At 68.7% G+C, this 22,903-nt stretch carries 22 protein-coding genes; 4 read left to right on the top strand and 18 right to left on the bottom strand.

Features of this window, described 5'->3' with window-relative positions; all coding sequences use genetic code 11:
• Positions 1-175: 175 nt before the first annotated feature.
• The 4 genes from ABLG96_RS14400 to ABLG96_RS14415 form a co-directional block, all read right to left on the bottom strand.
• Positions 176-553, bottom strand: a complete 378-nt coding sequence (locus tag ABLG96_RS14400; RefSeq protein ID WP_353648051.1) for a DUF3040 domain-containing protein — start codon at positions 551-553, stop codon at positions 176-178.
• 176 nt (positions 554-729) lie between these two features.
• Entirely contained in the window at positions 730-2,007 is a 1,278-nt protein-coding gene (dinB, locus tag ABLG96_RS14405; RefSeq protein ID WP_353648052.1) for a DNA polymerase IV, read from the bottom strand.
• Positions 2,008-2,143: 136 nt separating this feature from the next.
• Complete coding sequence (locus tag ABLG96_RS14410) at positions 2,144-2,689, bottom strand: SAV_6107 family HEPN domain-containing protein (RefSeq protein ID WP_353648053.1); 546 nt, start codon at positions 2,687-2,689, stop codon at positions 2,144-2,146.
• A 13-nt stretch (positions 2,690-2,702) separates the two neighbouring features.
• A complete protein-coding gene (locus ABLG96_RS14415; RefSeq protein ID WP_353648054.1) occupies positions 2,703-2,891 on the bottom strand; it encodes a hypothetical protein in 189 nt (62 codons plus the stop codon).
• A gap of 9 nt (positions 2,892-2,900) precedes the next feature.
• Here ABLG96_RS14415 and ABLG96_RS14420 point away from each other — a divergent pair, with 9 nt between their 5' ends.
• The gene (locus tag ABLG96_RS14420) at positions 2,901-3,479 is read left to right on the top strand and encodes a GNAT family N-acetyltransferase (protein ID WP_353648055.1); all 579 of its coding nucleotides are present in this window, start codon (positions 2,901-2,903) and stop codon (positions 3,477-3,479) included.
• A gap of 48 nt (positions 3,480-3,527) precedes the next feature.
• On the opposite strand, the gene mnhG is transcribed toward ABLG96_RS14420, so the two are convergent.
• From mnhG to ABLG96_RS14450, 6 genes are read right to left on the bottom strand one after another with little or no spacing between them, the layout of a single operon-like run.
• Positions 3,528-3,869: a monovalent cation/H(+) antiporter subunit G gene (gene mnhG / locus ABLG96_RS14425; RefSeq protein ID WP_353648056.1), complete on the bottom strand. Its 342-nt coding sequence runs from the start codon at positions 3,867-3,869 to the stop codon at positions 3,528-3,530.
• Complete coding sequence (locus ABLG96_RS14430; protein WP_353648057.1) at positions 3,866-4,219, bottom strand: monovalent cation/H+ antiporter complex subunit F; 354 nt, start codon at positions 4,217-4,219, stop codon at positions 3,866-3,868. Before ABLG96_RS14430 ends, mnhG begins: the two co-directional genes overlap by 4 nt.
• Positions 4,216-4,911, bottom strand: coding sequence for a Na+/H+ antiporter subunit E (locus ABLG96_RS14435; protein WP_353648058.1), 696 nt, complete (start codon positions 4,909-4,911; stop codon positions 4,216-4,218). The genes ABLG96_RS14430 and ABLG96_RS14435 overlap by 4 nt, the downstream gene beginning before the upstream one ends.
• Positions 4,908-6,575, bottom strand: a complete 1,668-nt coding sequence (locus tag ABLG96_RS14440) for a Na+/H+ antiporter subunit D (RefSeq protein ID WP_353648059.1) — start codon at positions 6,573-6,575, stop codon at positions 4,908-4,910. Before ABLG96_RS14440 ends, ABLG96_RS14435 begins: the two co-directional genes overlap by 4 nt.
• Complete coding sequence (locus ABLG96_RS14445; RefSeq protein WP_353648060.1) at positions 6,572-6,934, bottom strand: NADH-quinone oxidoreductase subunit K; 363 nt, start codon at positions 6,932-6,934, stop codon at positions 6,572-6,574. Before ABLG96_RS14445 ends, ABLG96_RS14440 begins: the two co-directional genes overlap by 4 nt.
• On the bottom strand, positions 6,931-9,801 hold the full coding sequence (locus tag ABLG96_RS14450; protein WP_353648061.1) for a Na+/H+ antiporter subunit A: 2,871 nt from the start codon (positions 9,799-9,801) through the stop codon (positions 6,931-6,933). Before ABLG96_RS14450 ends, ABLG96_RS14445 begins: the two co-directional genes overlap by 4 nt.
• 235 nt (positions 9,802-10,036) lie before the next feature.
• On the opposite strand from ABLG96_RS14450, the gene ABLG96_RS14455 reads away from it, so the two are divergent.
• Positions 10,037-10,831: a class III extradiol ring-cleavage dioxygenase gene (locus ABLG96_RS14455; RefSeq protein WP_353648062.1), complete on the top strand. Its 795-nt coding sequence runs from the start codon at positions 10,037-10,039 to the stop codon at positions 10,829-10,831.
• Positions 10,832-11,200: 369 nt separating this feature from the next.
• Here the strand turns inward: ABLG96_RS14455 and ABLG96_RS14460 are convergent, their stop codons facing one another.
• The 3 genes from ABLG96_RS14460 to ABLG96_RS14470 all read right to left on the bottom strand — a co-directional run bounded on the left by ABLG96_RS14460 (position 11,201) and on the right by ABLG96_RS14470 (position 15,561).
• Positions 11,201-14,152, bottom strand: a complete 2,952-nt coding sequence (locus ABLG96_RS14460; protein ID WP_353648063.1) for a vitamin B12-dependent ribonucleotide reductase — start codon at positions 14,150-14,152, stop codon at positions 11,201-11,203.
• Positions 14,153-14,228: 76 nt separating this feature from the next.
• Positions 14,229-14,738, bottom strand: a complete 510-nt coding sequence (nrdR, locus tag ABLG96_RS14465) for a transcriptional regulator NrdR (protein WP_353648064.1) — start codon at positions 14,736-14,738, stop codon at positions 14,229-14,231.
• Positions 14,739-15,069: 331 nt separating this feature from the next.
• Positions 15,070-15,561, bottom strand: coding sequence for a hypothetical protein (locus ABLG96_RS14470; protein ID WP_353648065.1), 492 nt, complete (start codon positions 15,559-15,561; stop codon positions 15,070-15,072).
• A gap of 480 nt (positions 15,562-16,041) precedes the next feature.
• Between ABLG96_RS14470 and lexA the strand changes: the two genes are divergently transcribed.
• Positions 16,042-16,908 carry a transcriptional repressor LexA gene (gene lexA, locus ABLG96_RS14475; RefSeq protein WP_353648066.1) on the top strand — a complete coding sequence of 289 codons (867 nt, stop codon included), beginning with the start codon at positions 16,042-16,044 and terminating at the stop codon, positions 16,906-16,908.
• A 130-nt stretch (positions 16,909-17,038) separates the two neighbouring features.
• On the opposite strand, the gene ABLG96_RS14480 is transcribed toward lexA, so the two are convergent.
• From ABLG96_RS14480 to ABLG96_RS14495, 4 genes are all read right to left on the bottom strand, one after another.
• Complete coding sequence (locus ABLG96_RS14480) at positions 17,039-17,803, bottom strand: deoxyribonuclease IV (RefSeq protein ID WP_353648067.1); 765 nt, start codon at positions 17,801-17,803, stop codon at positions 17,039-17,041.
• Positions 17,804-17,907: 104 nt separating this feature from the next.
• Positions 17,908-18,327, bottom strand: coding sequence for a Sec-independent protein translocase subunit TatA (gene tatA / locus ABLG96_RS14485; RefSeq protein ID WP_353648068.1), 420 nt, complete (start codon positions 18,325-18,327; stop codon positions 17,908-17,910).
• 224 nt (positions 18,328-18,551) lie between these two features.
• Complete coding sequence (gene hflX, locus ABLG96_RS14490; protein ID WP_353648069.1) at positions 18,552-20,081, bottom strand: GTPase HflX; 1,530 nt, start codon at positions 20,079-20,081, stop codon at positions 18,552-18,554.
• A 94-nt stretch (positions 20,082-20,175) separates the two neighbouring features.
• Positions 20,176-20,706: a winged helix-turn-helix domain-containing protein gene (locus tag ABLG96_RS14495; protein ID WP_353648070.1), complete on the bottom strand. Its 531-nt coding sequence runs from the start codon at positions 20,704-20,706 to the stop codon at positions 20,176-20,178.
• A gap of 109 nt (positions 20,707-20,815) precedes the next feature.
• Between ABLG96_RS14495 and ABLG96_RS14500 the strand changes: the two genes are divergently transcribed.
• On the top strand, positions 20,816-22,090 hold the full coding sequence (locus tag ABLG96_RS14500; RefSeq protein WP_353648071.1) for an MFS transporter: 1,275 nt from the start codon (positions 20,816-20,818) through the stop codon (positions 22,088-22,090).
• Here ABLG96_RS14500 and dapF read toward each other — a convergent pair.
• On the bottom strand, positions 22,083-22,895 hold the full coding sequence (dapF, locus tag ABLG96_RS14505) for a diaminopimelate epimerase (protein ID WP_353648072.1): 813 nt from the start codon (positions 22,893-22,895) through the stop codon (positions 22,083-22,085). The genes ABLG96_RS14500 and dapF overlap by 8 nt on opposite strands.
• Between the last annotated feature and the right edge of the window lie 8 nt (positions 22,896-22,903).

Here is a 22,903-nt window from a genome sequence, read left to right on the forward strand (position 1 = left end):
CGCGTCGAGATCCCGGAGTCCCGGTGATCTGGCGAGGTCCCTGCGTTGACCTGACGGGGTCTCGACGCACTTCGTTTGCTCGACCACCTGGGAAACGCGAGCGGGCGAAGAAGAAGGAAGGTCCGACGCATTCAGAACATCAACGCGGCGGAGCTGGGAGATGCCCGCCCGGGACCTACTCCTGCTCGTCGAACCTACGACGCAGGCGCTCTTCCAGCTTCGACGAGACGGTGCCGGCGGGCTTGGGCTTCGCCGGGGTGACGGTGGCGTTCTTGCCGCGGCCAGGAATTCCGAAGACGAACAGACCGGCGCCGGCGACCATGGCCAGGAAGCCGATCACCGAGACGATCACGCCGAGGGTGAGCACACTCTGGGTGGTGATGACGCCGACGACCAGGCAGACCAACCCGACGACGAACACCGCAGCAGCAGCGATCGGCCGACGACGACGGATCCGCGTGACGTCGACCGACGTGGCGAACTTCGGGTCGTCGTCGTAGAGCGCGCGTTCGATCTGGTCGAACATGTGCTGCTCGTGCTCGGAGAGCGGCATGGTCCCTCCTCGGGCGTCGGGTGTCACGGCCGGGAGGTCGTGGCCCCGTCAAGATGATGAATTGGTGCGGGTTCTTCCGTGCTGAAATCGGATGCTGATCCACCCGGCCGGTACTCGGCTGCCAGGTGGAGCGGGACCTGCTGTCCACAGTACGAGCAACCGAGCCCGTCCACTACCTACTCTGCCAACCCGTTATGGCGAATCTGCCCATCAGGGGACTCTCCCGGCATCACTCGGGGGGCTCTGGTCCGATCGTGCCGGGGTGCAGACACCGCCAACAGGCTCGCCGGACGGATCGCCGCGGACCCGAACCGGGCGGCCACCTCGTCGACCGTCGTCTCCGCCCTGCGCCAGTCTGCATCGATCAGGGACGCCATCGGATCGACGTCGAACGCGAGTTGCGCCGATGCCTCGCCCGGCAGCACCAGCCCCTCGAGCCGGACGCCCACCAGTCGGACGGGGCGAGTGGCGCCCAGCGTGTCGAGCAGGCCGACAACGGCGGCGTGGATGTCGCGACTCAGATCGAGCGGCTCGGCGAGGGTGACCGATCGGAAGACGGTGCTGAAGTCGTCGTAGCGGACCTTGAGGGCCACCGTCCGCCCCCGGACGCCACCCGCTCTGGCTCTGCGCGCGGTGCGGTCTGCGAGCGCCAACAGCTCACGGTCCAGGATCCGCCGGTCCGCCGTGTCCACAGCGAAGGTCGTCTCGGCGCCGATGGATGCCTCGGCCACGTCCGTGGTCACCGATCGTCCGTCGATCCCGTTCGCCAAATCGTGCAGCTTGCTACCGGCAGCCTGGCCGATCTGCTTGACCAGCCACGATCGGGAGGTCGCGGCGATGTCGCCGACGGTGGTCAGACCGAGGGCGAGCAACGCCTTCTCCTGGGCCGGCCCCACTCCCCACAGCGCCCGGACCGGGAGCGGCCGGAGCAGCTGCTCCACCTCGCCAGGGGGGACCACCAGCAGCCCGTCGGGTTTGGCCAGACCGGAGGAGAGCTTGGCGACGAACTTGGTGGCGGCGGCGCCCACAGTGGCGACGAGCCCCAGCTCGTCGGCGATCCGCTGACGCAGTCGGATCGCGATCTGCACCGGACGTCCCTGGCCCCGACCCGCCCCGGACACGTCCAGGAACGCCTCGTCGACCGAGAGCGGTTCGACCAGCGGTGTCACGTCGCGGAACATCGACATCACCTGGTCGGAGACCTCGCTGTAGAGGCCGTGCTCCGGGGGCACCACGACGATCCCGGGGCAGAGCGCACGCGCTCGTCCGGTCGGTATCCCGGAGCGCACCCCGGTGGCGCGCGCCGCGTAGGTGGCGGACAGGACGACGCTGCGCGGACCTGTCCCGGCAACCATCATCGGACGACCGCGCAGTTCCGGGTGACGACGCAGCTCGACCAGGGCGAAGAAGGCGTCCATGTCGACGTGCAGAATCGTGCAGGCCGAGTCATCCACCGACTCGGGATCCTCCGTCGTCCGACGGCGAGACGTGCTCGTCCCCATCAGCAGCATCCACTCCTGCGCGCCACGCGAACCGCTCCCACCGGGAGCGGGGCGCCGTCGTCGCCCCGGACCGCCAGCCTAGTGCCGCTCAGCCCGAGCGATCCTGGCGCGCGCTGATCAACGATTCGACCAGATCGATGAACTCGCCGGTCTGCCGGATCAGATCGTCGGTCTCCCGCACCCCGATCGCCCGGCCGATCCCGGCTTCCGCCAACTGGCGCTTGCCGATCCCCGCCCGGTAGAACGCGGCCCACTCGGCGAGCTCCGGCGCGACCCGCTCGAGCAGATCCCACACGTTGCCGCGGCCACCTGCCCGGCTGGGCCGGACACGTGCTGCGTTCGAGGCGCTTGCGGCAGTGCGACCGGACGAGGGGCTCGCACGTACCGCCAGCAGAGCTGCGGCGGCACGCAGACCGGCCAGGTGCGCCGCGGCGTAGCGGTCGGCGGTGCCGGTGGCCCGGATGGCGGACCCGAGCCCCCGACCTGCGTCGGCAATCAGTTCGCGGGCAGCAGCCTGACCGACCGGACCTCCGGCGGGACCGGACGGACTCGGCCTGCTCGCCGTCCGTCGACCGCGACCGGGCCCTCGGTTCTGCGTCGAGCTCTCGGCTCGGGACGACGATCTGGTCACCATGCAGTTCCTCCACTCACCGTGCACCCGCACCCCGGAACGTCGTGCGATGCGTCAACCTGGCGGCGTCGTTGTCGAACACCTGTTCGATACAGTACGCCCGCATCACTGCCCCGTCCAGGGTTCCGTCCGGCTCCGCGGCCTGCGTCGTCCGCGACGCGTCAGCCCTGCTCGGCAGGTCGGGAACGGCGAAACGTGATGTCATGGAGTGATGGTGTCCCACCACTCCGACAGTCATGCCCGGACGGTGAGCGCCAACCAGGGACTCTCGCTGTGCCCGGTCGACGCCGAGGGCTTCCTGGCGCTGGTGGACGAGTTCATCGGGATCTACTCCGCGGCCATGGGATACCCCGCCGAGCAGGCTTCCGCGCGCCGTCAGCTCTGGGAACAGCACGCGCTGCGCGCCGGGTTCAGCTGTGTGGCCGTCTTCGACCGCTGCGGGCATCCGGTGGCCTTCGCCTACGGCTACTCGGGTCGCCGCGGACAGTGGTGGAACACCGAGGTGGCCAGGGGTGTGCGCGGCACCCCGGCCGAGGCGTGGTTGGCCGACTATGCCGAGCTCACGGAGTTGCACGTCCGCCCGGACCACCAGGGCCAGGGGCTCGGCGAGCGGACCCTCCGCGCCTTCCTCGCCTCGCGGACCGAGCCCCAGGTGCTGCTGTCGACGCCGGAGGGCGACAACCGGGCCTGGCGGTTGTACCGCCGGCTGGGTTTCCAGGACGTGTTGCGCAGCTACCGGTTCACCGGTGACGGTCGGCCCTTCGGGATCCTCGGGCTGGTCCTGCCGGTCTGATCCGGGTCGGCGCGCGGCACCCTGCCCGCTCGAGACGCGAGCGGTGACTCAGGAGCGCGGGTCGTCCTCGACGGGCTCGGTGGTCCGATCCGGTTCGCCGGTGTGTCTGACCGTGTCCCGATAGGCCTCCCGGACCACCAGGTGCGCTGACACCGGTGCGGTGAACAGCTGCAGCACGACGATCAGCACCAGTTGCCCGATCACCGCCCAGGTCCCCAGTCGCAGGCCGACCCCGAGCATCAGCAGCATGATCCCCAGTACCTGCGGCTTGGTCGCCGCGTGCACCCGCGACTCGGTGTCCGGGAACCGCAGGACGGCGATCCCGGCCAGCGCCGACAGCAGCGCGCCGGCGATCAGCGCGATCGCGGAGAGCAGGTCGACGGTCATCATCGGCCCTCCCGTTCCACGTCGGTTGCCGGATCGTCGGCTGTCGGTGCCGTCGCGGCTGCGTCCGGCGGCGGTGTACGGCCCCGGGTCGCCTCGCGGGGCAGCAACCGCGCCAGGCTGGCCGTCCCGAGGAATCCGAGCAGCGCGACGACCACACCGACCACCAGCGTCACCGAACTGCGCGACAGCGCGGCGGCCAGCATGATCACACCCACCGTGATGGCCAGCAGGACGTCCAGCGCCGCCGCGCGGTCGAGCGCCCCGGGACCGCGCCGCAGCCGGACCGTTGCCGTCACAGCGCCGATCGCGAACAGGGCTCCGGCCACGATCGCCGTCACCGTCATGACCGTCATCCCGTCGCACCTGACGTCGCACCCGTGAGTTCCCGGTAGTGCTGCCGGACCTCCCGGTTGCCGAACGCCATGGTGATGCGTCGTTCCTGGGCCAGCACCCGGCCGGTCACTTCCCGCTCGGAGTCGTCGTGCGCATCCAGGACATGGATCAGCAGGCTGCGTTCGCCGTCGTCCCGACTCCCGCCGGTGTCCGCCTCGATGATCAGACTGCCGGGGACCAGCGACACCGCCAGTGCGGTGAGGTGCTGCAGCAGGTCGGTCGTGCCGGCCAACACCACCCTGATGACGATGCTCTGCGGCTGCCGCGGACGGATCGCGATCCAGGCCACCCCGACACTGGACACCATGACGTCGTACAGGAACCGCAGCACCAACCACACGGTCGCCACCGGGTGCAGACCGAACTCGAAAGCCGTGTGCGGCAACGGGAACAGCCACAACACCAGCACCGCAGAGGTCAGTCCGACCAGCAGCAGCGAGGGCTGCAGCGAACCCCACAGCATGATCCACAGCAGCATCAGCAGGAGGACCGTGATGAGGTAGGCACGCCAGCCGCCGCGACCGGAGGGGATGCGCATCTTCTCGTGCTCGTCAGCGAGCGCGGGCTTGCGGGGCTGGTGGTGCTGCAGGGGACGGTTCCGCTGGTGGCGGCGGCCGGCCCTGCCCCCGCCGCCCTGGCTGCGCGGGCTCATCTACCCGACCCCAGCACCGCGCTGATGTAGGCGACGTTGCCCGTCAGGTCGTCGGCCGTCCGGTCGGCGTAGCCGTAGAACACGCCACCGAAGATCATCAACGCCAGCCCGGCAGCAACCACCACGAGCGTGGCGCCGACCATGCCGACCGGCATCGACCGCAGATCCGCGCCGGTCGAGATGCCCTGACGGACCCGCGCGGGCTGCCGGTCGTCGTCGGGCGCGGCGCCGGTTGCCGGGGCGTCCCGGTGCGCCCGGCCGCGGCCACCCTCGCGTCCCTGACGACCCTGCGGCGTACCGCCGACCCGGTGCTCCGGCCGCGGGTCACCGTCCTCGACCTCCGGGCGGGGGCGCCAGAACGCCCGACCCCAGACCCGCACGATCGCCAGCAGCGTCAGCAGGCTGGTGAGCGCACCGCCGGCGACCACCACGATCGCGGTCACGCTGCCCGTCGCGATCCCCGCCTCGAACAGCCCGACCTTCCCGAGGAAGCCGGAGAACGGCGGCACCCCACCGAGATTCATCGCCGGGATGAAGAACAGCACCGCCAACGCCGGCGCGGTCTTCGCCAGGCCGCCCAGCCGGTCGATCCTGGTCGTCCCGGTGATGTGTTCCACCAGCCCGGTCGCCAGGAACAGCGCGGTCTGCACGAGGATGTGGTGCGCGACGTAGAACACGGTCGCCGCCAGGCCGGCCTGGGTGCCGATGGCGACGCCGAACACCAGATAGCCGATGTGGCTGACCAGGGTGAAGGACAGCAGGCGTTTGATCTCGTTCTGCGCGATCGCACCCAGGATGCCGATCACCATCGTCGCCAGTCCGATGATCATCAGCAACGTCTGGAATCCGCCGGGGAACAACAATGTCTGGGTGCGGATGATCGCGTAGATACCGACCTTCGTCAGCAGGCCCGCGAAGACCGCAGTCACCGGAGCGGATGCCGTCGGATAGGAGTCCGGCAGCCAGGCGGACATCGGCCAGATCGCCGCCTTCACCCCGAACGCGATGAGCAGCAACGACTGCAGCACGACCATCAGCGTCGCCGGCAGTGCCTGCAGCCGGCCGGCCAGGTCGGCCATGTTCAGCGTTCCGGTGGCGGCGTAGATCATCCCGATGCCCGACAGGAAGATGATCGAGGAGACGATCGAGATCACCACATACGGTGCACCGGAACGGATCCGCTCCAGCGTGCTGCCCAGCGTCAGGAGCACATAGCTTGCGGTGAGCAGGATCTCGAAGCTGACGTAGAGGTTGAACAGGTCACCGGCCACGAAGGCGTTCGAGACCCCTGCGGCCATGATCAGGAACGCCGGGTGGAACACCGACACCGGCGCTTCCCGGGATTCGCCGTCCGAATGTCCTTGGGCGATCGCATAGACCAGCACCGCGAGCGTGACGAGCGTCGAGACGACCAGCATCAGCGCCGACAACCGGTCGGCGACCAGGGTGATCCCGACGGGTGAGTCCCAGCCGCCGATGTGCATCACCAGCGGCCCGTGCGCATCGACCTGGATCAGCATCAGGATCTCGAAGACGAACTGGATCGACAGCGATCCGACGGCGACCGCCCGCTGGGCCTTGGGTCGCCTGCTGGTGAGCAGGGCGAGAGCGGCTCCGAGCAGCGGCATCATCACCGACAACGGCAGCAGGGTCGCGGCTGTCATTCGTCACCACCTCCACTCATCTCGTCGACGGCGATGTCGTCCGGATCGTCCGGGACCTCGTTCTTGCGGGTGAGCTGGTAGTTCCGGTAGATCATCGCGAGCAGGAAGCAGCTGATCGCGAAGGTGATGACGATCGACGTGAGCACCAGGGCTTGCGGGATCGGGTCGGCGCTGACGCCGTCCTCCCCCACGATCGGCGCCGATCCACTGCGGCCGGCGGACAACAGCAGCAGGTTCGCGCCGTGCCCGATGAGCAGGAAGCCCAGCAGCACCCGGATCAGGTTCCGCGACAGCATCAGGTAGACGCCGGAGGCGAACAGCACCCCGATCAGCCCGGCGAAGACGACGTTGGCGGTCATCTCGGCCCCCTCGCATCTGCCCGGACCCGACGCCTGCGGGGCGGCGCGGCCAGCGCCTGCCGGTCGAGTTCCGCGCCCAGCGAGTGCAGCACGTCCAGCACCAGGCCGATGACGACCAGGTACACCCCGATGTCGAAGAACGACGAGGTGACGATCTTGAACTCCCCGAGCACCGGCCAGTCCCACTTCCAGATGTGCGACTCCAGTGCCGCGCCGCCGCCCAGCATTCCGCCGACGGCCGAGATGCAGACGATCACCATGCCGACGCCCAGCAGTCGCCCGGCATCCACCGGAGCGGCCTCGCCGAGTTCATAGGGCCCGCCGGCGATGTATCTCAGGGTGAGTGCGAGGCCGACGATCATCCCGGCCGCGAACCCACCGCCGGGCAGGTTGTGACCGACGAACAGCACGTACACGGAGAACATCACGATGATCGGGAAGATCAGCCGGGTGGCGACCTCCAGCAGCAGAGAGCGGCCGGAGGTCCCGGCACCGGGCGACCAGTTGGTCGGCAGGACGCTGTCCTGACCACGGCGCGGACGCCTCGGTGCGGAGCCGGTGCGCCTGGACTGGAAGATCAGGCTGGCGACCCCGGTCGCAGCGGCGACCAGCACGGACAGTTCGCCGAAGGTGTCCCAGCCGCGGACGTCCACCAGGATGACGTTCACCAGATTCTGACCGCCGCCGAAGCTGACGGCCGGACCCTCAAGCCCCGTCGACACCGGGGTGGCGGTGCGGATCCCGGGGATCACCAGCGCGAGCGTGGCCATCACGACGCCGACACCGACGGCGATCACCAGCGAGACGCGTTTGCCGCGGGTCCCGCGGGTGGACTCCTCGTTGGCGGAGCCGGGCGGCATCCTGGTCAGCACCAGCAGCGCGATCACCAGCGACACCGACTCCATCAGCATCTGGGTGAGCGCCAGGTCGGGGGCCCCGCGCAGGATGAACAGCACCGACATCGCGTAGCCGATGCCGCCGACCACCATCATCGCGACGACCGCCCGCTTGGCCCGCAGCACCGCCGGGATCAACGTCAGCACGACGAGCGCCAACACCAGCTGTGCGGGCGCCAACGGCTCGATCGGGCTGATCTGTGCGCCGGAGCGCAGCAGCAGGGTCCCCGGGAAGATGACCAGCACCACCAGTACCGAACCGAGCGAGATCGGGACCGAGCCGCGCTGGGTGGTGGCGGTCGTCCGCGCGGCAGCGTGCTCAACGCCGCGGATCGCGGCGCGGTAGGCGATGCCGGGCTGCCACAGCGGCTCCGCCAGACCGCTGCGGACGTCGGTGCTGCGTTGCAGCAGGTAGATCCCGGCGCCGATCGCGATGCCGAGCACCGACAGGCCGAGCGCTGGGGTGAAGCCGTGCCAGAGCGCAAGCGCGTTCTCGTGGACTTCTCCCGACGTGCTGGCGTACGACGCGACGACCGGCTCCCAGAGCATCGGCAGCGCACCCAGCAGGAACCCGAGCCCCACCAGGAACCAGGTGGGTGCCGTCATCAGGACGGGTGGCCGCTCCGGCGTGCTGGGCTCGACCCCTGGCTTGGTGCTGAACGCTCCCCAGAGGAACCGGCCGGTGTAGGCGACGGTCAGCGCCGAGCCCGCAGTCATGACGACGGCTGCCACCAGCCCCCACCCACCGCCTTCCAGCAGCCCGGCATAGCCGGCCTCCTTGGCGACGAAGCCGATCATCGGTGGGATGCCGGCCATCGATCCGGCGGCCAGGAACGCGGCGACCGCCAGTGCCGGCATCCGTCGCCCGACGCCGGACAGCTCGGTCAGCTTCCGGGTGCCGGCCTGGGTGTCGATGATGCCGACCACGAAGAACAGCGCGCCCTTGAAGGTGGCGTGGGCCACCAGCATCGCCAGGCCGGCGAGCAGCGCGTCGGCATTGCCCGCACCCATGAGCAGGGTGAGCAGGCCGAGTTGGCTGACCGTCCCGAACGCCAGCAACAGCTTGAGGTCCCGCTGCCGCAGGGCCGCGACGGCGCCGAAGATCATCGTCGCGCCGCCGAGGCCGATCAGCACCGGTTTCCACGCGGGGTTGTCGGCGAAGCCGGGCGCGAACCGGGCGAACAGGTAGATGCCGGCCTTCACCATGGTGGCCGCGTGCAGGTACGCGCTGGCCGGTGTCGGGGCCGCCATCGCGCCGGGCAGCCAGAACTGGAACGGCACGATCGCCGATTTGCTGATGCCGCCCACCAGGATCAGCACCAGCGCTGCGGTGACGCCCGGTCCGGTCGGTGGCGCGGTGATGATGGCCGAGATCGAGTAGGTACCCGCGTGCTCGCCCATCATGACGGTGCCGATCAGCATCACCAGGCCGCCGCCGGTGGTGGTGATCAAGGCCTGGGTGGCAGCCACCCGGGCCGGACGGTTGCCGACCCGGTGCGCGATGAGCAGGTAGCTCAAGACCCCTGTGAGCTCCCACGCGATCACCAGCAGCAGCAGGTTGTCGGCCAGGACCAGCACGATCATCGCGCCGGCGAAGGCGATCAGCGATCCCGCGTACTTCGCCCGACCGTCGTCCCCGATCGGGAAGTAGCGGGCGGAGTACAGCAGCACCAGGGTGCCGAGCAACGAGATGACGGCGACCATGACGACCGACAGCGCATCGAAGCGCAGGTCGATCGCGAGCGACAGCTGCGGGATCCAGGTCAGATGCACCGATCGAACGGCGCCGTCCAGGGTGCCGGGCAGCAGGGCAGCGGCCCAGACGGTGGTCAGCGCCGGCAGGACAGCCAGGCCGATCAGCGCGGACCGGTCGTAGCGCCGAGCGGTGGCCGGAGCCACCATGGCGACGAGGACGTGCGCGAGCACGATCGGGACGGCGAAGGATTCGAGCGTCACCGATTCGAGCGTCACGCGCGCACCATCCGCCGCCTCTGCAGGGAGTCGGCGACAGGGTGCACGTCATCTCCCGGGAGTTCGGCGAATGGGTTGATACGGCCAGTTTATCGGTCCGGGTGGACGCAGCTACCGGTGGAGGACGACCTCCGGCACGAATCTGGCATCACTCCGGGATTGCTTCCGGTGCTGCTTCGCGATCTTCGGGCGTCGGTTTAATTGAACGCTCATCTTTCTGTGGGAGACTGCCTGCATGACCTCCGTCAACACCCCAGGACCCATGCCGGTGCTGTACCTCTCGCACGGCGCTCCCCCGCTCCCCGACGACCAGGTGTGGTCTGCGGAGCTCGCGGCCTGGTCGGCGCAGTTGTCACGTCCCGAGTCGGTGTTGGTGGTGTCGGCACACTGGGAGGACGCCCCTTTGACGGTCTCCTCGACCACCGGCGCTCCGCTGCTGTACGACTTCTGGGGCTTTCCGGACAAGTACTACGACGTCACCTACGACGCCCCGGGCGCGCCCGAGCTCGCCGACGACGTGGCCGCCCTGTTGGGCGCCGGCAAGGTACAGCGGGACGAGTCCCGCGGGCTCGACCACGGCGCGTACGTCCCGCTGGTGGAGATGTTCCCCGAGGCCGACATCCCCGTCCTGCAGCTGTCGATGCCCACGCTGGATCCGGTGGCGTTGTTCGAGCTCGGGCGCAAGCTCGCGCCTCTGCGCGAGTCGGGAACGCTGATCGTCGGGTCGGGCTTCACCACCCACAACCTCTCGGCGCTGCAGGAGGTCTCCGGTCGTAACGGTGCGGCGCCCGGCTGGTCGACGGAGTTCGACGCCTGGGTGCAGGAGGTGATGGCGGCCGACGACGTCGACGCCGTTCTCGACTTCGCGTCGAGGGCGCCCGCGCCCCGGCTGGCGCATCCGCGCACCGAGCACTTCGCGCCGCTGTTCGTGGCGCTGGGCGCTGCGCACGCCATCGGAAAACCGGTGAGCCGCAGCATCATCGAGGGATTCTGGTACGGCTTGTCCAAGCGGTCCTGGCAGCTCGGCTGAACGCCGTGCTTGCCCCACCGCTGGCGAAAAGTGTTGTCGCTGGCGTTGTTTCCACCCTTCAAGCCAGCAACAACACGTAACACCAGCGACAACCAGAGCCCGGTGCCCCACGCCGGTTGGGCACACAGCCGCTCACGTTCGGCGCGGACGCTCATGTTCGATCGTGAGCAACGGACCGCAGCGTGAGCAGCCGTTCCCGGCCCCGGCGCACCGCCGACCACTCCGCTGGCGAAAGGTGTTGTCGCTGGCACTGTTTCCACCCCTGAAGCCAGCAACAGCACCTGACACCAGCGGCAACAGGGGCCGTAGCCGGCACACGTAGAACCGCCCGCCCCCTCGCGGGGACGGGCGGTCAAAAAACAGCTGCGGTCAGCTGCAGCCGCTGGTGGAGCCGCAGCCCTCGCAGACGTAGCAGGCGCCTGACGGGCGCATCTTGGTGCCGCAGGTGAAGCACAGCGGCGCATCGGAGTGCCGACCCGTCACCATCTCCAGCAGCTCCGTTGACGATCCCGCCCTGGTCGGCGCGGCGGCCTTCGCCACCGTCCGGGCAGCCTGGACGTCGTCGGTGGCCGGGTCGGCGGTCCCCGCCGCGTTGGCTGCCTTCTCCGCGGCCGTCGTCACCGCAGGAGTTGCATCGACCCCGGCCTGCAGGTCGGCGCCGCGAAGATCACCACCGACCAGATCGTCGTCGACCGACACGTCCTGCGCCGAGATGTCCTTGCCGGCCACCTGGGCGCTCCGCTCCGAGGCCGAGAAGATACCCAGCTCGGCACGCTTCTCCAGGGTCAGGTAGTCCAGCGCGATCCGGCGGAACAGGTAGTCCATGACCGAGGTCGACAGCCGGATGTCCGGGTCGTCGGTCATGCCGGCCGGTTCGAACCGGAGGTTGGTGAACTTGCTGACGTAGCTCTCCAGGGGAATGCCGTACTGCAGACCCACCGACACCGCGATCGAGAAGGCGTCCATCACACCGGCCAACGTGGATCCCTGCTTGCCGAGCTTCACGAAGATCTCGCCGAGGCCGTCGTCCGGGTAGGAGCCGGTGGTCAGATAGCCCTCCGCGCCGCCGACGGTGAACGAGACCGTTTGCGACGGCCGCTTCTTCGGGAGCCGACGACGCACCGGAGTGTGCGGCTCGGCAACGACGGCCGCCACCGTCTTGTTCGTGCTCCGGTCGTCGTTCTTCTTCGAGGCAGACAGCGGTTGGCCGACCTTGCAGTTGTCGCGGTAGATCGCCAGCGCCTTCAGGCCGAGCTTCCAGCCCTGGGTGTAGATCTCCGCGACGTCGGCGACGGTGGCGTTCTCCGACATGTTGACCGTCTTGGAGATCGCCCCCGAGATGAACGGCTGGATGGCCGCCATCATCCGGACGTGGCCCATCGGCGCGATGGTGCGCTCACCCATGGCGCAGTCGAAGATCGAGTAGTGCTCGTGCTTGAGTCCCGGCGCGTCGACGACATGGCCGTTCTCCGAGATGAACTCGACGATCGCCTCGATCTGCTCCTGCTGGTAGCCGAGCGTCTGCAGGGCCCGCGGCACGGTCTGGTTGACGATCTTCATCGAGCCACCGCCGACGAGCTTCTTGAACTTCACCAGCGCCAGGTCGGGCTCGACACCGGTGGTGTCGCAGTCCATCATCAGGCCGATCGTGCCGGTGGGCGCCAGCACCGAGGCCTGCGCATTGCGGTAGCCGTGCTGCTCTCCGAGCGAGACCGTCTGCTCCCACGCACGACCGGCGAGCTTGAGGACCGCGGCATCGTCGGTGCCGACGGTACGGACCTGATCGCCTGCGGCAGCGTGCTTGCGGATGACCCGCTTGTGGGCGTCGGCGTTGCGGGCGTAGCCGCGGTACGGACCCACCACTGCCGCCAGCTCGGCCGACCGCTTGTAGGCGGTCGCCTGCATCAGGGAGGTGATGGCGGCCGCGAGGGTGCGACCACCCTCGGAGTCGTAGGCGTGGGCGGTGGCCATCAGCAGGGCACCGAGATTCGCGTATCCGATGCCCAGCTGACGGAAGTTCCGGGTCGTCTCGGCGATCGGTTCGGTCGGGAAATCGGCGAAGCAGATCGAGATGTCCATCGCGGTGAAGACCAGCTCGACGGCCTTCGCGAACGTGTCGGCCCGGAAGGTGCCGTCGTCGGCCAGGAACTTCATCAGGTTGAGCGACGCGAGATTGCACGAGGAGTTGTCCAGGTGCATGTACTCCGAACACGGGTTGCTGGCGTTGATCCGTCCCGACTCCGGGCAGGTGTGCCAGTCATTGATGATGTCGTCGTACTGGATGCCCGGATCCGCGCAGGACCAGGCGGCCTCGTTGATCTTGGTGAACAGCTCGCGGGCGTCGACGGTGTCGACGACCTCACCGTGCATGCGCCCGCGCAGTGCGAACGGGGTGCCGGCCTCGACCGCGCGCATGAACTCATCGGATACCCGGACGGAGTTGTTGGCATTCTGGTACTGGACCGAGACGATGTCCTGGCCGCCGAGATCCATGTCGAAGCCGGCGTCCCGCAGGGCGCGGATCTTGTTCTCCTCCTTGGCCTTCGTCTCGACGAACTCGACGATGTCCGGGTGGTCGACATCCAGCACCACCATCTTGGCCGCACGCCGGGTCGCGCCGCCGGACTTGATGGTGCCGGCGGAGGCATCGGCGCCCCGCATGAACGAGACCGGACCGGAGGCGGTCCCGCCGGAGGACAGCAGCTCCTTGGACGACCGGATGCGCGACAGGTTGAGACCGGCGCCCGACCCGCCCTTGAAGATCAGGCCTTCCTCGCGGTACCAGTTCAGGATCGAGTCCATGGTGTCGTCGACGGCGAGGATGAAACACGCCGAGACCTGTTGCGGCGACGAAGTTCCGACGTTGAACCAGACCGGCGAGTTGAACGAGAAGACCTGGTGCAGCAGCATCCAGGTGAGCTCGTGATCGAAGATCACGGCGTCGTCGTCGGAGGCGAAGTAGCCGTTGTCGCGACCCGCATCGGTGTACTTCGTGACCACCCGATCGATGATGTCGCGCAGGCTGCGCTCGCGGGTGTCGGACCCGACGGCGCCGCGGAAGTACTTGCTGGTGACGATGTTGGTCGCATTCACCGACCAGAAATCCGGGAACTCGACCCCGCGCTGCTCGAAGTTGACGGTGCCGTCGCGCCAGTTGGTCATCACCACGTCGCGCCGCTCCCAGTCGACCTCGTCGTAGGGGTGCGTCCCGGCAGTGGTGAAGATGCGCTCGAACGCGAGCACGCTCCGCTCACCGTCCGACGCGCCGCCGGCGCTGGAGCCGTTGCTGGAGCCGCTGCTGGAATGGACGGTCTCGGTCATGGGTGGATCCCTTCGATGGTGCTACGACTCGTGGCGGCCGGGCAGGAGATGGAGGACGATCGGTGGCGACAGACGGTCAACGGTCCGGCGGGCCGGTGGCGATCGAGGCAGGTTCCGCGGTCGGACCGGTCGCGTCGTCAGGTCGGTCATGCTGGAGGCGGGCGATCTCGGCGATGAAATCGTCGGCCGACGTGAAGGCCCGGTAGACGGAGGCGAATCGCAGGTAGGCAACTTCGTCGAGATCACGTAGCGGACCGAGGATCGCCAGGCCCACGTCCTGACTCGGAACCTCCGGCAGACCGATCGCGCGGACCGCGTCCTCGACCTGCTGCGCCAGCAGGGCGAGTGCGTCCTCGTCGACAGGACGACCCTGACACGCCCGCCGCACACCGTCGACAACCTTGGACCGACTGAACGGCTCGGTGACGCCGCTGCGCTTGACCACAGCGAGCACAGATTCCTCGACGGTCGTGAAACGGCGCGAGCACGCCTGACAGGATCGACGCCGACGGATGGCCTGACCGTCGTCGACCTCCCGGGAGTCGATCACCCGCGAATCTGAGTGACGACAGAATGGGCACCGCACCCGCGTCACCTCCCCGTCCGTGCTGATTCCGAGCGATGGTCCGATCGGCCACCGCTGCCGTGGCGCGTTGTCCACATCGATGTCCACAGGTCCACCGAATGGCAGTGGACAGCAGGTGGACAACCGATACCCGCCCGCGTGACGGGCCGACAACCGTGTGGACAACCGGTGGATGCATCAGAGTGCGACTACCCCACCTGTGGACAACTTGCACCCGTGTTACCACTAGATGTTGTGGTCAACAGCCTATGCAGACTCCAGCGACGAAGCAAGACGGGAGCGGCGTGTCGACGGGTGGATCGCCCGGACCAAGCAGGCGTGGTCGAGGTACTCAGCCGGTGGGAACCTGCAGCACCAGGCCGCCGGGGAGAGCCGCGTCCGCACCGGTGCCGTCGAGTGCATTGCCGGCACGGATCCGGTCCACGACGTCGCCGACCGCTGCTGGTGAGGCGTCGGGCCCGACCGCGTCACGAGCGATCGACCACACCGTCTGGCCCGGGGTCGTCACGACCTCGACAGCGCCCCCGGCGCCATTCGGTTGCCCGCCGAAGATCAGGATGAGGGCGCCGGCCAGCACGCTCAGGGTGACCGCGAGTCGGGCCCATCGGCCCATCCGGTAGCCGCGCTCCAAGGTGCTGCCGCCCACGGTGCCGGCACATCCGACCGCGGGGCGCGGTGCAGGCAGGGTGACCGAAGACGGACGGGTGGCGGGACGGCTGACAGCCTGCCGCCGCACCGGAGCGTCCGGTCGGACGGGGGTGAACACCGACGGAGTGCCCTCGTCGGAGCGCCCCTGCGGACGATCCAGGATTGCTGTGCTCATCTCGTCACCTCTGTTCGCTGGGCCCCGGCCGATCCGGGACTGCCATCCCACGAATGCCCTGCCCATGAGGACTCTCGTCGCACGTCCGCAGTGGGACACACGTTCGCTTCCACTGCTTCCAACAGTGACGACCGGATGCGTGTTCCCGGGCCACTTCCTGATCAGGAGCTTGCCGAACAGCACCGACATCGGCCCTGACCTGCACTGATGCCTCGAGCGACCGGACCTCCCGCAGCTGGGCGACTCGGGCCGACCAGCTGACCTGTGAGAACTCACGCGACAGACTCGGACTGACGGGCTCGATCCACCGGCCCACGAATCGCAGAGTCGAACGCGTGTTCCATCGAACACCTGACCGAAGTTCTACACGGCGAATCCGGACGACGGAAGAGTTTTCGGCGTGTCGATCGAACGCATGTTTGAATCGTGACCCGTTCTTGCCTAGGCTCAGACCTCGACGGACCGACCAGGGAGGCTCCCGTGCCCACAAGCACCAGCGGTGGCAATGGCAGTGGCAGGAACGACAGCGCACGCGGTGTGCCGGGCACAGGTACCGGCCGCGGCTCGGACGGTGCGGACGACGCCACCGAGCGCTCGGCCACCGTCCACCAGTTCCCCGAGATGTCGGCCGATGGCTCCGGCCCCGTCCCGACGGACGACGTGCCGGAGGGCACGGTCGCCGACCAGGTCGTCGAGCGACCACTGCGCCCCCTGACCATGCGTCAGCAGAAGGTCCTCAAGGTGATCAGGGACTCCGTGGCCCGCCGCGGGTATCCGCCGAGTGTGCGCGAGATCGGCGAGCTGGTCGGCCTGAAGTCACCGTCGTCGGTGGCCCACCAGCTGACTGCGCTGGAGCGCCGCGGCCTGCTCCGACGCGATCCGAACAAGCCTCGCGCGGTCGATGTCCGGACGGCGGAGGAGCGGGAGCCGGTCGATCCGGAGATGACGGAGAACGGTCTGTCGGCTCGTCCCACCCCGACGTACGTCCCGGTGGTCGGCAGGATCGCCGCGGGCGGTCCGATCCTGGCCGAGCAGGCCATCGAGGACATCTTCCCGCTCCCGCGTGAGCTCGTCGGCGAAGGTGATCTGTTCCTGCTGCGGGTGGTGGGGGAATCGATGATCGACGCTGCCATCGCCGACGGCGACTGGGTCGTCGTGCATCAACAGCAAACGGCGGAGAACGGTGAGATCGTCGCAGCGATGATCGACGGTGAGGCCACCGTCAAGTCGCTGCGTCGCAAGGACGGGCACGTCTGGCTGATGCCGCACAACCCTGCCTTCGACCCGATTCCCGGCGACGAGGCGACCATCCTCGGCCGGGTCGCGGCCGTGCTCCGCAAGCTCTGACCCCTACACCCGGCAACGGTTCCGACGAAGCCCTGACCTCCGATCGGAGGTCAGGGCTTCGTCGTGCGCCGCCGGTCGGTGCCCCACCGGACCGTGCCCCACCGGACCGTGCCCGACCTGCCCGTGCCCGTCAGGCCAGGCCCGCGCGGATCACGGCGATGTCGTCCGCCTGTCCGTCGGGATGGGTCTCGACGATGGCCGGCGCCCCCGATCCCTTGACCACGGCCACCACGAGCGCAGGATCCAGCAGGGACTCCGAGAAGTTGGCGTGCCGGTCCCGAGCGGAACCGAACTCGTCCCGAGATCCGTTGGCGTGCACCAGATCGATTCGGCCGGTGATCGCCATCAGTTCGTCGACGACGTTCTCCAGCGGGAGACCGGCGGCGTGGGCATGGCAGGTGTCCAGACAGAGACCGGCCCCGAACTCGCCGACCGCGTCCCACAACTGCTTGATCGCCTCGAGCGACCGCGCCATGGCGTTCTCGCCGCCGGCGGTGTTCTCGATCAGGATCGGCACCGGGAAGCTCTCCCTCTCGAACAGCTTGCGCCAGTTCTCGAATCCCTTCGCGGCGTCGTCGCCGTCACCGACGTGCCCGCCGTGCACGATCAGACCGTTCGCACCGATGGCCGCCGCAGCCGCTGCGTGCTGGGACAGCAGCTTGCGGCTGGGCACCCTGATGCGGTTGTTGGTGGTCGCGACGTTGATCCGGTAGGGCGCGTGGATGAAGATCCGGGTGCTCTCGCCGGCAGCCACCAGCTGTGCGGCGTCGTCGCGGACCGGCGGAGCCAACCACGCCTGCGGGTCGGTGAGGAAGAACTGGACGGCGTCGCCGCCGATCGCGGTGGTCCTGGCGATGGGGTCGTCGTCGGCCACATGGGCTCCGATGGGCTGCATGACCCGACGCTACCGAGCACCGCCGACAGCGGGCCAGCCGGACCGACCGTAGAAACGCGACTCGCCCGCCCCTGGGAGGGGACGGGCGAGTGCGGAGAAGAGACTCAGGAACCGGTCGGCCGGGTCGGATCGCTGAACTGCTCGGCTGCCCGGGGTACCGGAACGGCAGCGGGAGCCGCCTGTGCCGGAATGGGCTGGACGGGCACCGGCTGGACGGGCACCGGCTGGACCGGAACCGCCTGCACCGGAACGGACTGTGCGGGAACCGACTGGACCGCGACCTGGTGCACAGGGGCAGCGGGTTCGAGCTGCGCGGTCGGAGTCGGTTCTGACGCCGAGGCATCTGTCTCCGACGGCTTCTTCTCGCGCTTCTCGTCATCCTCGTGCATCGCGTTCACCTCGGACTTCAGGATCCGCAAGGAGCGACCGACACCGCGGGCGGCATCAGGCAGCTTGCGGGCCCCGAAGATCAGGATGAACGCTGCGATGATGATCAGCCAGTGCCACCAGCTGAGACCGCCCATATCGATTTCCTCCTCGTCAACGACTTCTTCGATGTCGCCGGTGGTTCGCGACCGACCCTCCAGCCGATTGGCCGGGACCGGGAACTTCCGGGCAACGATGCAACTCGGCGGACGATCACGCAGTGCTCATCCGCTGTGACCCAGCCTACCCGCTGTCCTCGATTGCGCACCGGCGGCCGGTGCGTGGGACGCACCCACGCCGGAGCGCCCCGGGCGCTGAACTGTCAGCCGACCGCGATGTGCTGGGTGAGCTGTCCGGCAAGCTCCGGCGACACCTTGGCCACCAGACGGGTTCCGTGTTCGGTGTGCTCTTCCTGGAGCACGGTGCCCTCCGCATGCACCCGAGCGACGAGAGCGCCCTCGGTGTAGGGCACCAGCACCTCGATGGTCACCGCGGGATCCGGCAGCGCCCCGGCGATCCGATCGCGCAGTTCCGCGATGCCCTCGCCGGTCCGCGCGGAGACGAACGCTGCTCCCGGGAGCAGGTGTCGGAGCCGGACGACGGTGTCGTGATCCGCCCGGTCGATCTTGTTGACGACCACCAACTCGGGGACCTCGGAGGCGTCGATCTCCGCCAGCACCTCCCGCACGGCCGCGAACTGGGCCTCCGGCGAGGGGTCGGAACCGTCGATGACGTGCAGCACGAGATCGGCGTCGGCGATCTCCTCGAGCGTCGATCTGAACGATTCGACGAGCTGATGGGGCAGGTGCCGGACGAACCCGACGGTGTCGGTGAGGGTGTAGACCCGGCCGTCCTCTGTGGTGGTCCTGCGGGTCGTCGGATCGAGCGTGGCGAACAGCGAGTCGTCGACCAACACCCCGGCCTGGGTCAGCCGGTTGAGCAGCGAGGACTTCCCGGCGTTGGTGTATCCGGCGATCGAGACGGCGGGGACATGATTCGCCCGCCGCTGGGAGCGCTTGGTGTCCCGCACCTTCCGCATCGCGGTCAGGTCGTGGCGCAGCTGTGAGATCCGCTTGTGGATGCGCCGGCGGTCCAGTTCGAGCTTCGTCTCACCGGGGCCGCGGGAACCCATACCGGCACCGGCAGCGACCCGGCCGCCCTGCTGCCGGGACAGCGACTCACCCCAGCCTCGCAGCCGGGGCAGGAAGTAGTTGAGCTGGGCGAGCTCGACCTGCGCCTTGCCCTCCTTGGATCGGGCGTGCTGGGCGAAGATGTCCAGGATCAGGGCGGTCCGGTCGATGACCTTGACCTTGAGCTTCTCCTCCAGGTTTCGGAGTTGACCGGGCGAGAGCTCACCGTCGCAGACCACGGTGTCCGCGCCGGTGGCGCGCACCACGTCCGCCAGTTCGGCGACCTTGCCGGAGCCGATGTAGGTCGCAGCATCGGGGTTCTTGCGGCGCTGCATCATCGCGTCGAGGATCACCGACCCCGCGGTCTCCGCCAGCCGGGACAGCTCGGCCATCGAGGCATCGGCGTCCGCAGCGGTCCCCTCGGTCCAGACCCCGACCAGCACCACCTGCTCGAGCTGGAGGTCGCGGTACTCGACCTCGGTGATGTCGGTGAGCTGGGTGGACAGGCCGACCACTCGCCGCAGGGCGCTGCGATCGCTGAGATCCGACTCGCCGCGGGTGGGGTCAGCCTCGAAGCTCGCGCGCTCGCTGAAGCGGGGCTCGGCGTCCTGCGGCCGGAGGTCGACCTGTGACTCCGCGAGGTGGGCGAGGGCAGCCTCGTCGGCAGCGGTCGCAACAGGGCGGGGCAGGCGTTGCGAGTTCGGGCGTTGTGAGTTCGTCATGTGTCCACCAGCGTGCCACGCAACCCCGACACTCGGCAGCCCCTTTTGCCCGGGGCGAACGAACAGCCGGGTACGCGCCGGCCGAACGCGGGCATCAGTTGACCTCCGGGTGCACCGCCAGGAACATCGAGATCCGCGGTTGGTCGGTCGCCATCTGGTCCGCGGCGAACTCGTCGAACGTCTGCTGCAATCTCTCCCGCAGTTCAGCCAGCCGCTCCGGGCTCAGCTGCAGGCCCAACCGCGTGCACTCGACCGCGGATTCCGGAACGCCGGCCACCTCGTCCATGAAGGTCCTGAGCATCACGTTGTGGCGTTCGGGCGGGATTCCCGGCTGGGGGCCGAAGTCGAGCGCCCACGATCGACCGGTGGCGCGGTAGGGCAACTCGCGCGACCCTCGCGCCCCCCGTCGCGGGTCGCCGACCACCAGGAAACCGGTGTCGACCAGCGTCCGGACGTGATGCAGCACGGTCGCGGGATTGCGACCGAGCCGATCGGCGATCTGCCGATTGGTGAGTTCGGAGTAGCGGCACATCCGCAGGATCCGGAGCCGCACGACACTCGACAGGGCCCGTCGCTCGGCCTCGGTCGCGACCGGACGAACGTTCCCGGAATCGTCGAGGGACATGGGGCCAGCGTAGAAGATCCCTCTCCCGGCGCCACCGACCCGTGGCCGCACCGCGGACCGCGGATCATCAGTGATTGACTTTTCCCAATCAGTCGCTCAGGCTGACCCGGTGACGACACCCCCGGCCACCCGGAACCTGTGGCACCACGCAGATTTCAGACGGCTGTGGATCGGCGACACCGCGAGCCAACTGGGCGCAGCGCTCGGCGGTTTCGCGATCCCGTACCTGGCCGTGACCGCGCTCGGCGCGACCGAGTTCCAGATGGGCCTGCTCGGTACCCTGACCACCCTGGGGTTCCTGGTGGTCGGGCTGCCGTCCGGAGCGATCATCGATCGGTGGAACAAGCGCTCCGTCATGATCCTGGCCGACGTCGGCCGGTTCCTGTTGCTGGTGACACTGCCCATTGCCTGGTGGGCGGGGTGGCTGACCTTCGCACAGGTGGCGGCAGTCGCCACCGCGACCGGCATGCTGCAGGTCTTCTTCGACGTGTCGTACCAGAGCTACCTGCCCACCCTCGTGCACCGCGACCAGGTGGTCGAGGGCAACGCAAAACTCCAAGCCTCGCAATCGGTTTCGCAGGCCGTTGGTCCCGCGTTCGGCGGCTTCCTCATCAAGGTCGCCGGACCGATCGTGTCGATCGCGATCAACGCGGTCGGCTACCTGCTCTCGGCGCTGGCACTGCGCGCGATCGGGCATCGCGAGACTCCCCCGGCCAGGGAACACCGCCGTCGGCTGGTCACCGAGATCGCCGAGGGACTCAAGTTCGTCGTCGGACATCGCCTGCTGCGCAGGTTGATCGCCTGCACGGCGATCGGCAATCTGGCCGGTTCCATCGGAAACGTCCTGACGATCTACTACATGGTGCAGATCCTGCACCTGTCCGCGGTGACCATCGGTTTCATCGAAGCAGCGATGGCGGTGGGCGGGTTGTGCGGGGCGCTGATCACCACCCGCCTCGCGAAGGCCATCGGCGAGGGGCTCACCATCATCGTCACCGCAGTCGTCTTCGTCGGCGCCCAGTTCTCCTGGGTGCTCGCCTCCGTGCTGCCGCCGATCCCGACGCTGGTGGTCGGCCTGTTCATCGCCGGCGTCGGGGTTGTTGCCTACAACATCGCCACCGTCAGCTTTCGGCAGCGTCTGTGCCCGCCGCCGCTGCTGGGTCGGATGAACGCTTCTGCTCGCTTCCTGGTCTGGGGCGGGATGCCCATCGGGTCGTTGATCGGCGGCATCCTGGGGCATCAGTTCGGCACATTGCCGACGCTGTGGGTGTCGGCCATCGCCGGTGTGCTGTCGCTGCTGCCGGTGCTCATCTCCCCGCTGTGGAACATCCGCATCCTGCCGTCCTACGAGGAGGACCCGGTGGCGGTGCAGCAGCTCAGCTGAGGATCGCCGGGTTGATCGTCCCGCTGTAGGACAGCACCGCCGGTCCGGTGAGAACTGCTGCCCCGTCGACGATCTCGACGACCACTCGACCGCCGGGAACCGTCACCTCCACAGATCCCGCACTGCGACCGTCGGCCGCCAACGCCACCGCGGCGGCCGCGACCGTACCCGTTCCGCAGGACCGGGTCTCCCCGGAACCGCGCTCGTACACCCGCATCGACGCCGCGTCCGGACCGACCCTGGCGATGAACTCGATGTTCACGCCCTCCGGGAACGCCTGCCGGTTGAAATCCGGCTGCACCGACAGGTCCAGCAGCGCCGGATCCTCGACCCAGCAGACCAGGTGCGGATTGCCGACATCCACTGCCGTGCCGACGATCTCGACCCCGGCCACGGTCACACTCGAGGACATCCCGATGCTCACCGGCCCCATCCCGATGCTGACATCGCCGTCGGCTCCCAGCTCTGCCGAACGCGCGCCACCGCGGGTCTCGAAGTCGATCCGTCCCGGGACGGCCCACCCGGAATCGACCAGGAACCGGGCGAACACCCGGGCGCCGTTGCCGCACATCTCTGCGAGCGATCCGTCGGCGTTGCGGTAGTCCATGAAGAACCGCCCGTCAGCGCGACCGACGACGCGGATGACGCCGTCACCACCGGGGCCGGTGCGGCGTTCGCAGAGCAGCGCGGCCAGCTCAGCGGTCAGTGCGATGCGATCATCGCGGTCCGGGATCAGCACGAAATCGTTCTCGGTGCCGTGTCCCTTCACGAAAGGAAGTCCGGGGGGACCGGTCGGGGAGCTCACACCGCCAG

The organism is Nakamurella sp. A5-74 (assembly GCF_040438885.1).
Classification (GTDB): domain Bacteria; phylum Actinomycetota; class Actinomycetes; order Mycobacteriales; family Nakamurellaceae; genus Nakamurella.

What these genes read in the sequence shown, in the direction of transcription:
- ABLG96_RS14400 (WP_353648051.1), bottom strand. Translation starts at nt 553, where the DNA reads ATGCCGCTCTCCGAGCACGAGCAGCACATGTTCGACCAGATCGAACGC.
- ABLG96_RS14410 (WP_353648053.1), bottom strand. Translation starts at nt 2,689, where the DNA reads ATGGTGACCAGATCGTCGTCCCGAGCCGAGAGCTCGACGCAGAACCGA.
- ABLG96_RS14415 (WP_353648054.1), bottom strand. Translation starts at nt 2,891, where the DNA reads ATGACATCACGTTTCGCCGTTCCCGACCTGCCGAGCAGGGCTGACGCG.
- mnhG (WP_353648056.1), bottom strand. Translation starts at nt 3,869, where the DNA reads ATGATGACCGTCGACCTGCTCTCCGCGATCGCGCTGATCGCCGGCGCG.
- ABLG96_RS14430 (WP_353648057.1), bottom strand. Translation starts at nt 4,219, where the DNA reads ATGACGGTCATGACGGTGACGGCGATCGTGGCCGGAGCCCTGTTCGCG.
- ABLG96_RS14435 (WP_353648058.1), bottom strand. Translation starts at nt 4,911, where the DNA reads ATGAGCCCGCGCAGCCAGGGCGGCGGGGGCAGGGCCGGCCGCCGCCAC.
- ABLG96_RS14440 (WP_353648059.1), bottom strand. Translation starts at nt 6,575, where the DNA reads ATGACAGCCGCGACCCTGCTGCCGTTGTCGGTGATGATGCCGCTGCTC.
- ABLG96_RS14445 (WP_353648060.1), bottom strand. Translation starts at nt 6,934, where the DNA reads ATGACCGCCAACGTCGTCTTCGCCGGGCTGATCGGGGTGCTGTTCGCC.
- ABLG96_RS14455 (WP_353648062.1), top strand. Translation starts at nt 10,037, where the DNA reads ATGACCTCCGTCAACACCCCAGGACCCATGCCGGTGCTGTACCTCTCG.
- ABLG96_RS14460 (WP_353648063.1), bottom strand. Translation starts at nt 14,152, where the DNA reads ATGACCGAGACCGTCCATTCCAGCAGCGGCTCCAGCAACGGCTCCAGC.
- ABLG96_RS14470 (WP_353648065.1), bottom strand. Translation starts at nt 15,561, where the DNA reads ATGAGCACAGCAATCCTGGATCGTCCGCAGGGGCGCTCCGACGAGGGC.
- ABLG96_RS14480 (WP_353648067.1), bottom strand. Translation starts at nt 17,803, where the DNA reads ATGCAGCCCATCGGAGCCCATGTGGCCGACGACGACCCCATCGCCAGG.
- tatA (WP_353648068.1), bottom strand. Translation starts at nt 18,327, where the DNA reads ATGGGCGGTCTCAGCTGGTGGCACTGGCTGATCATCATCGCAGCGTTC.
- hflX (WP_353648069.1), bottom strand. Translation starts at nt 20,081, where the DNA reads ATGACGAACTCACAACGCCCGAACTCGCAACGCCTGCCCCGCCCTGTT.
- ABLG96_RS14495 (WP_353648070.1), bottom strand. Translation starts at nt 20,706, where the DNA reads ATGTCCCTCGACGATTCCGGGAACGTTCGTCCGGTCGCGACCGAGGCC.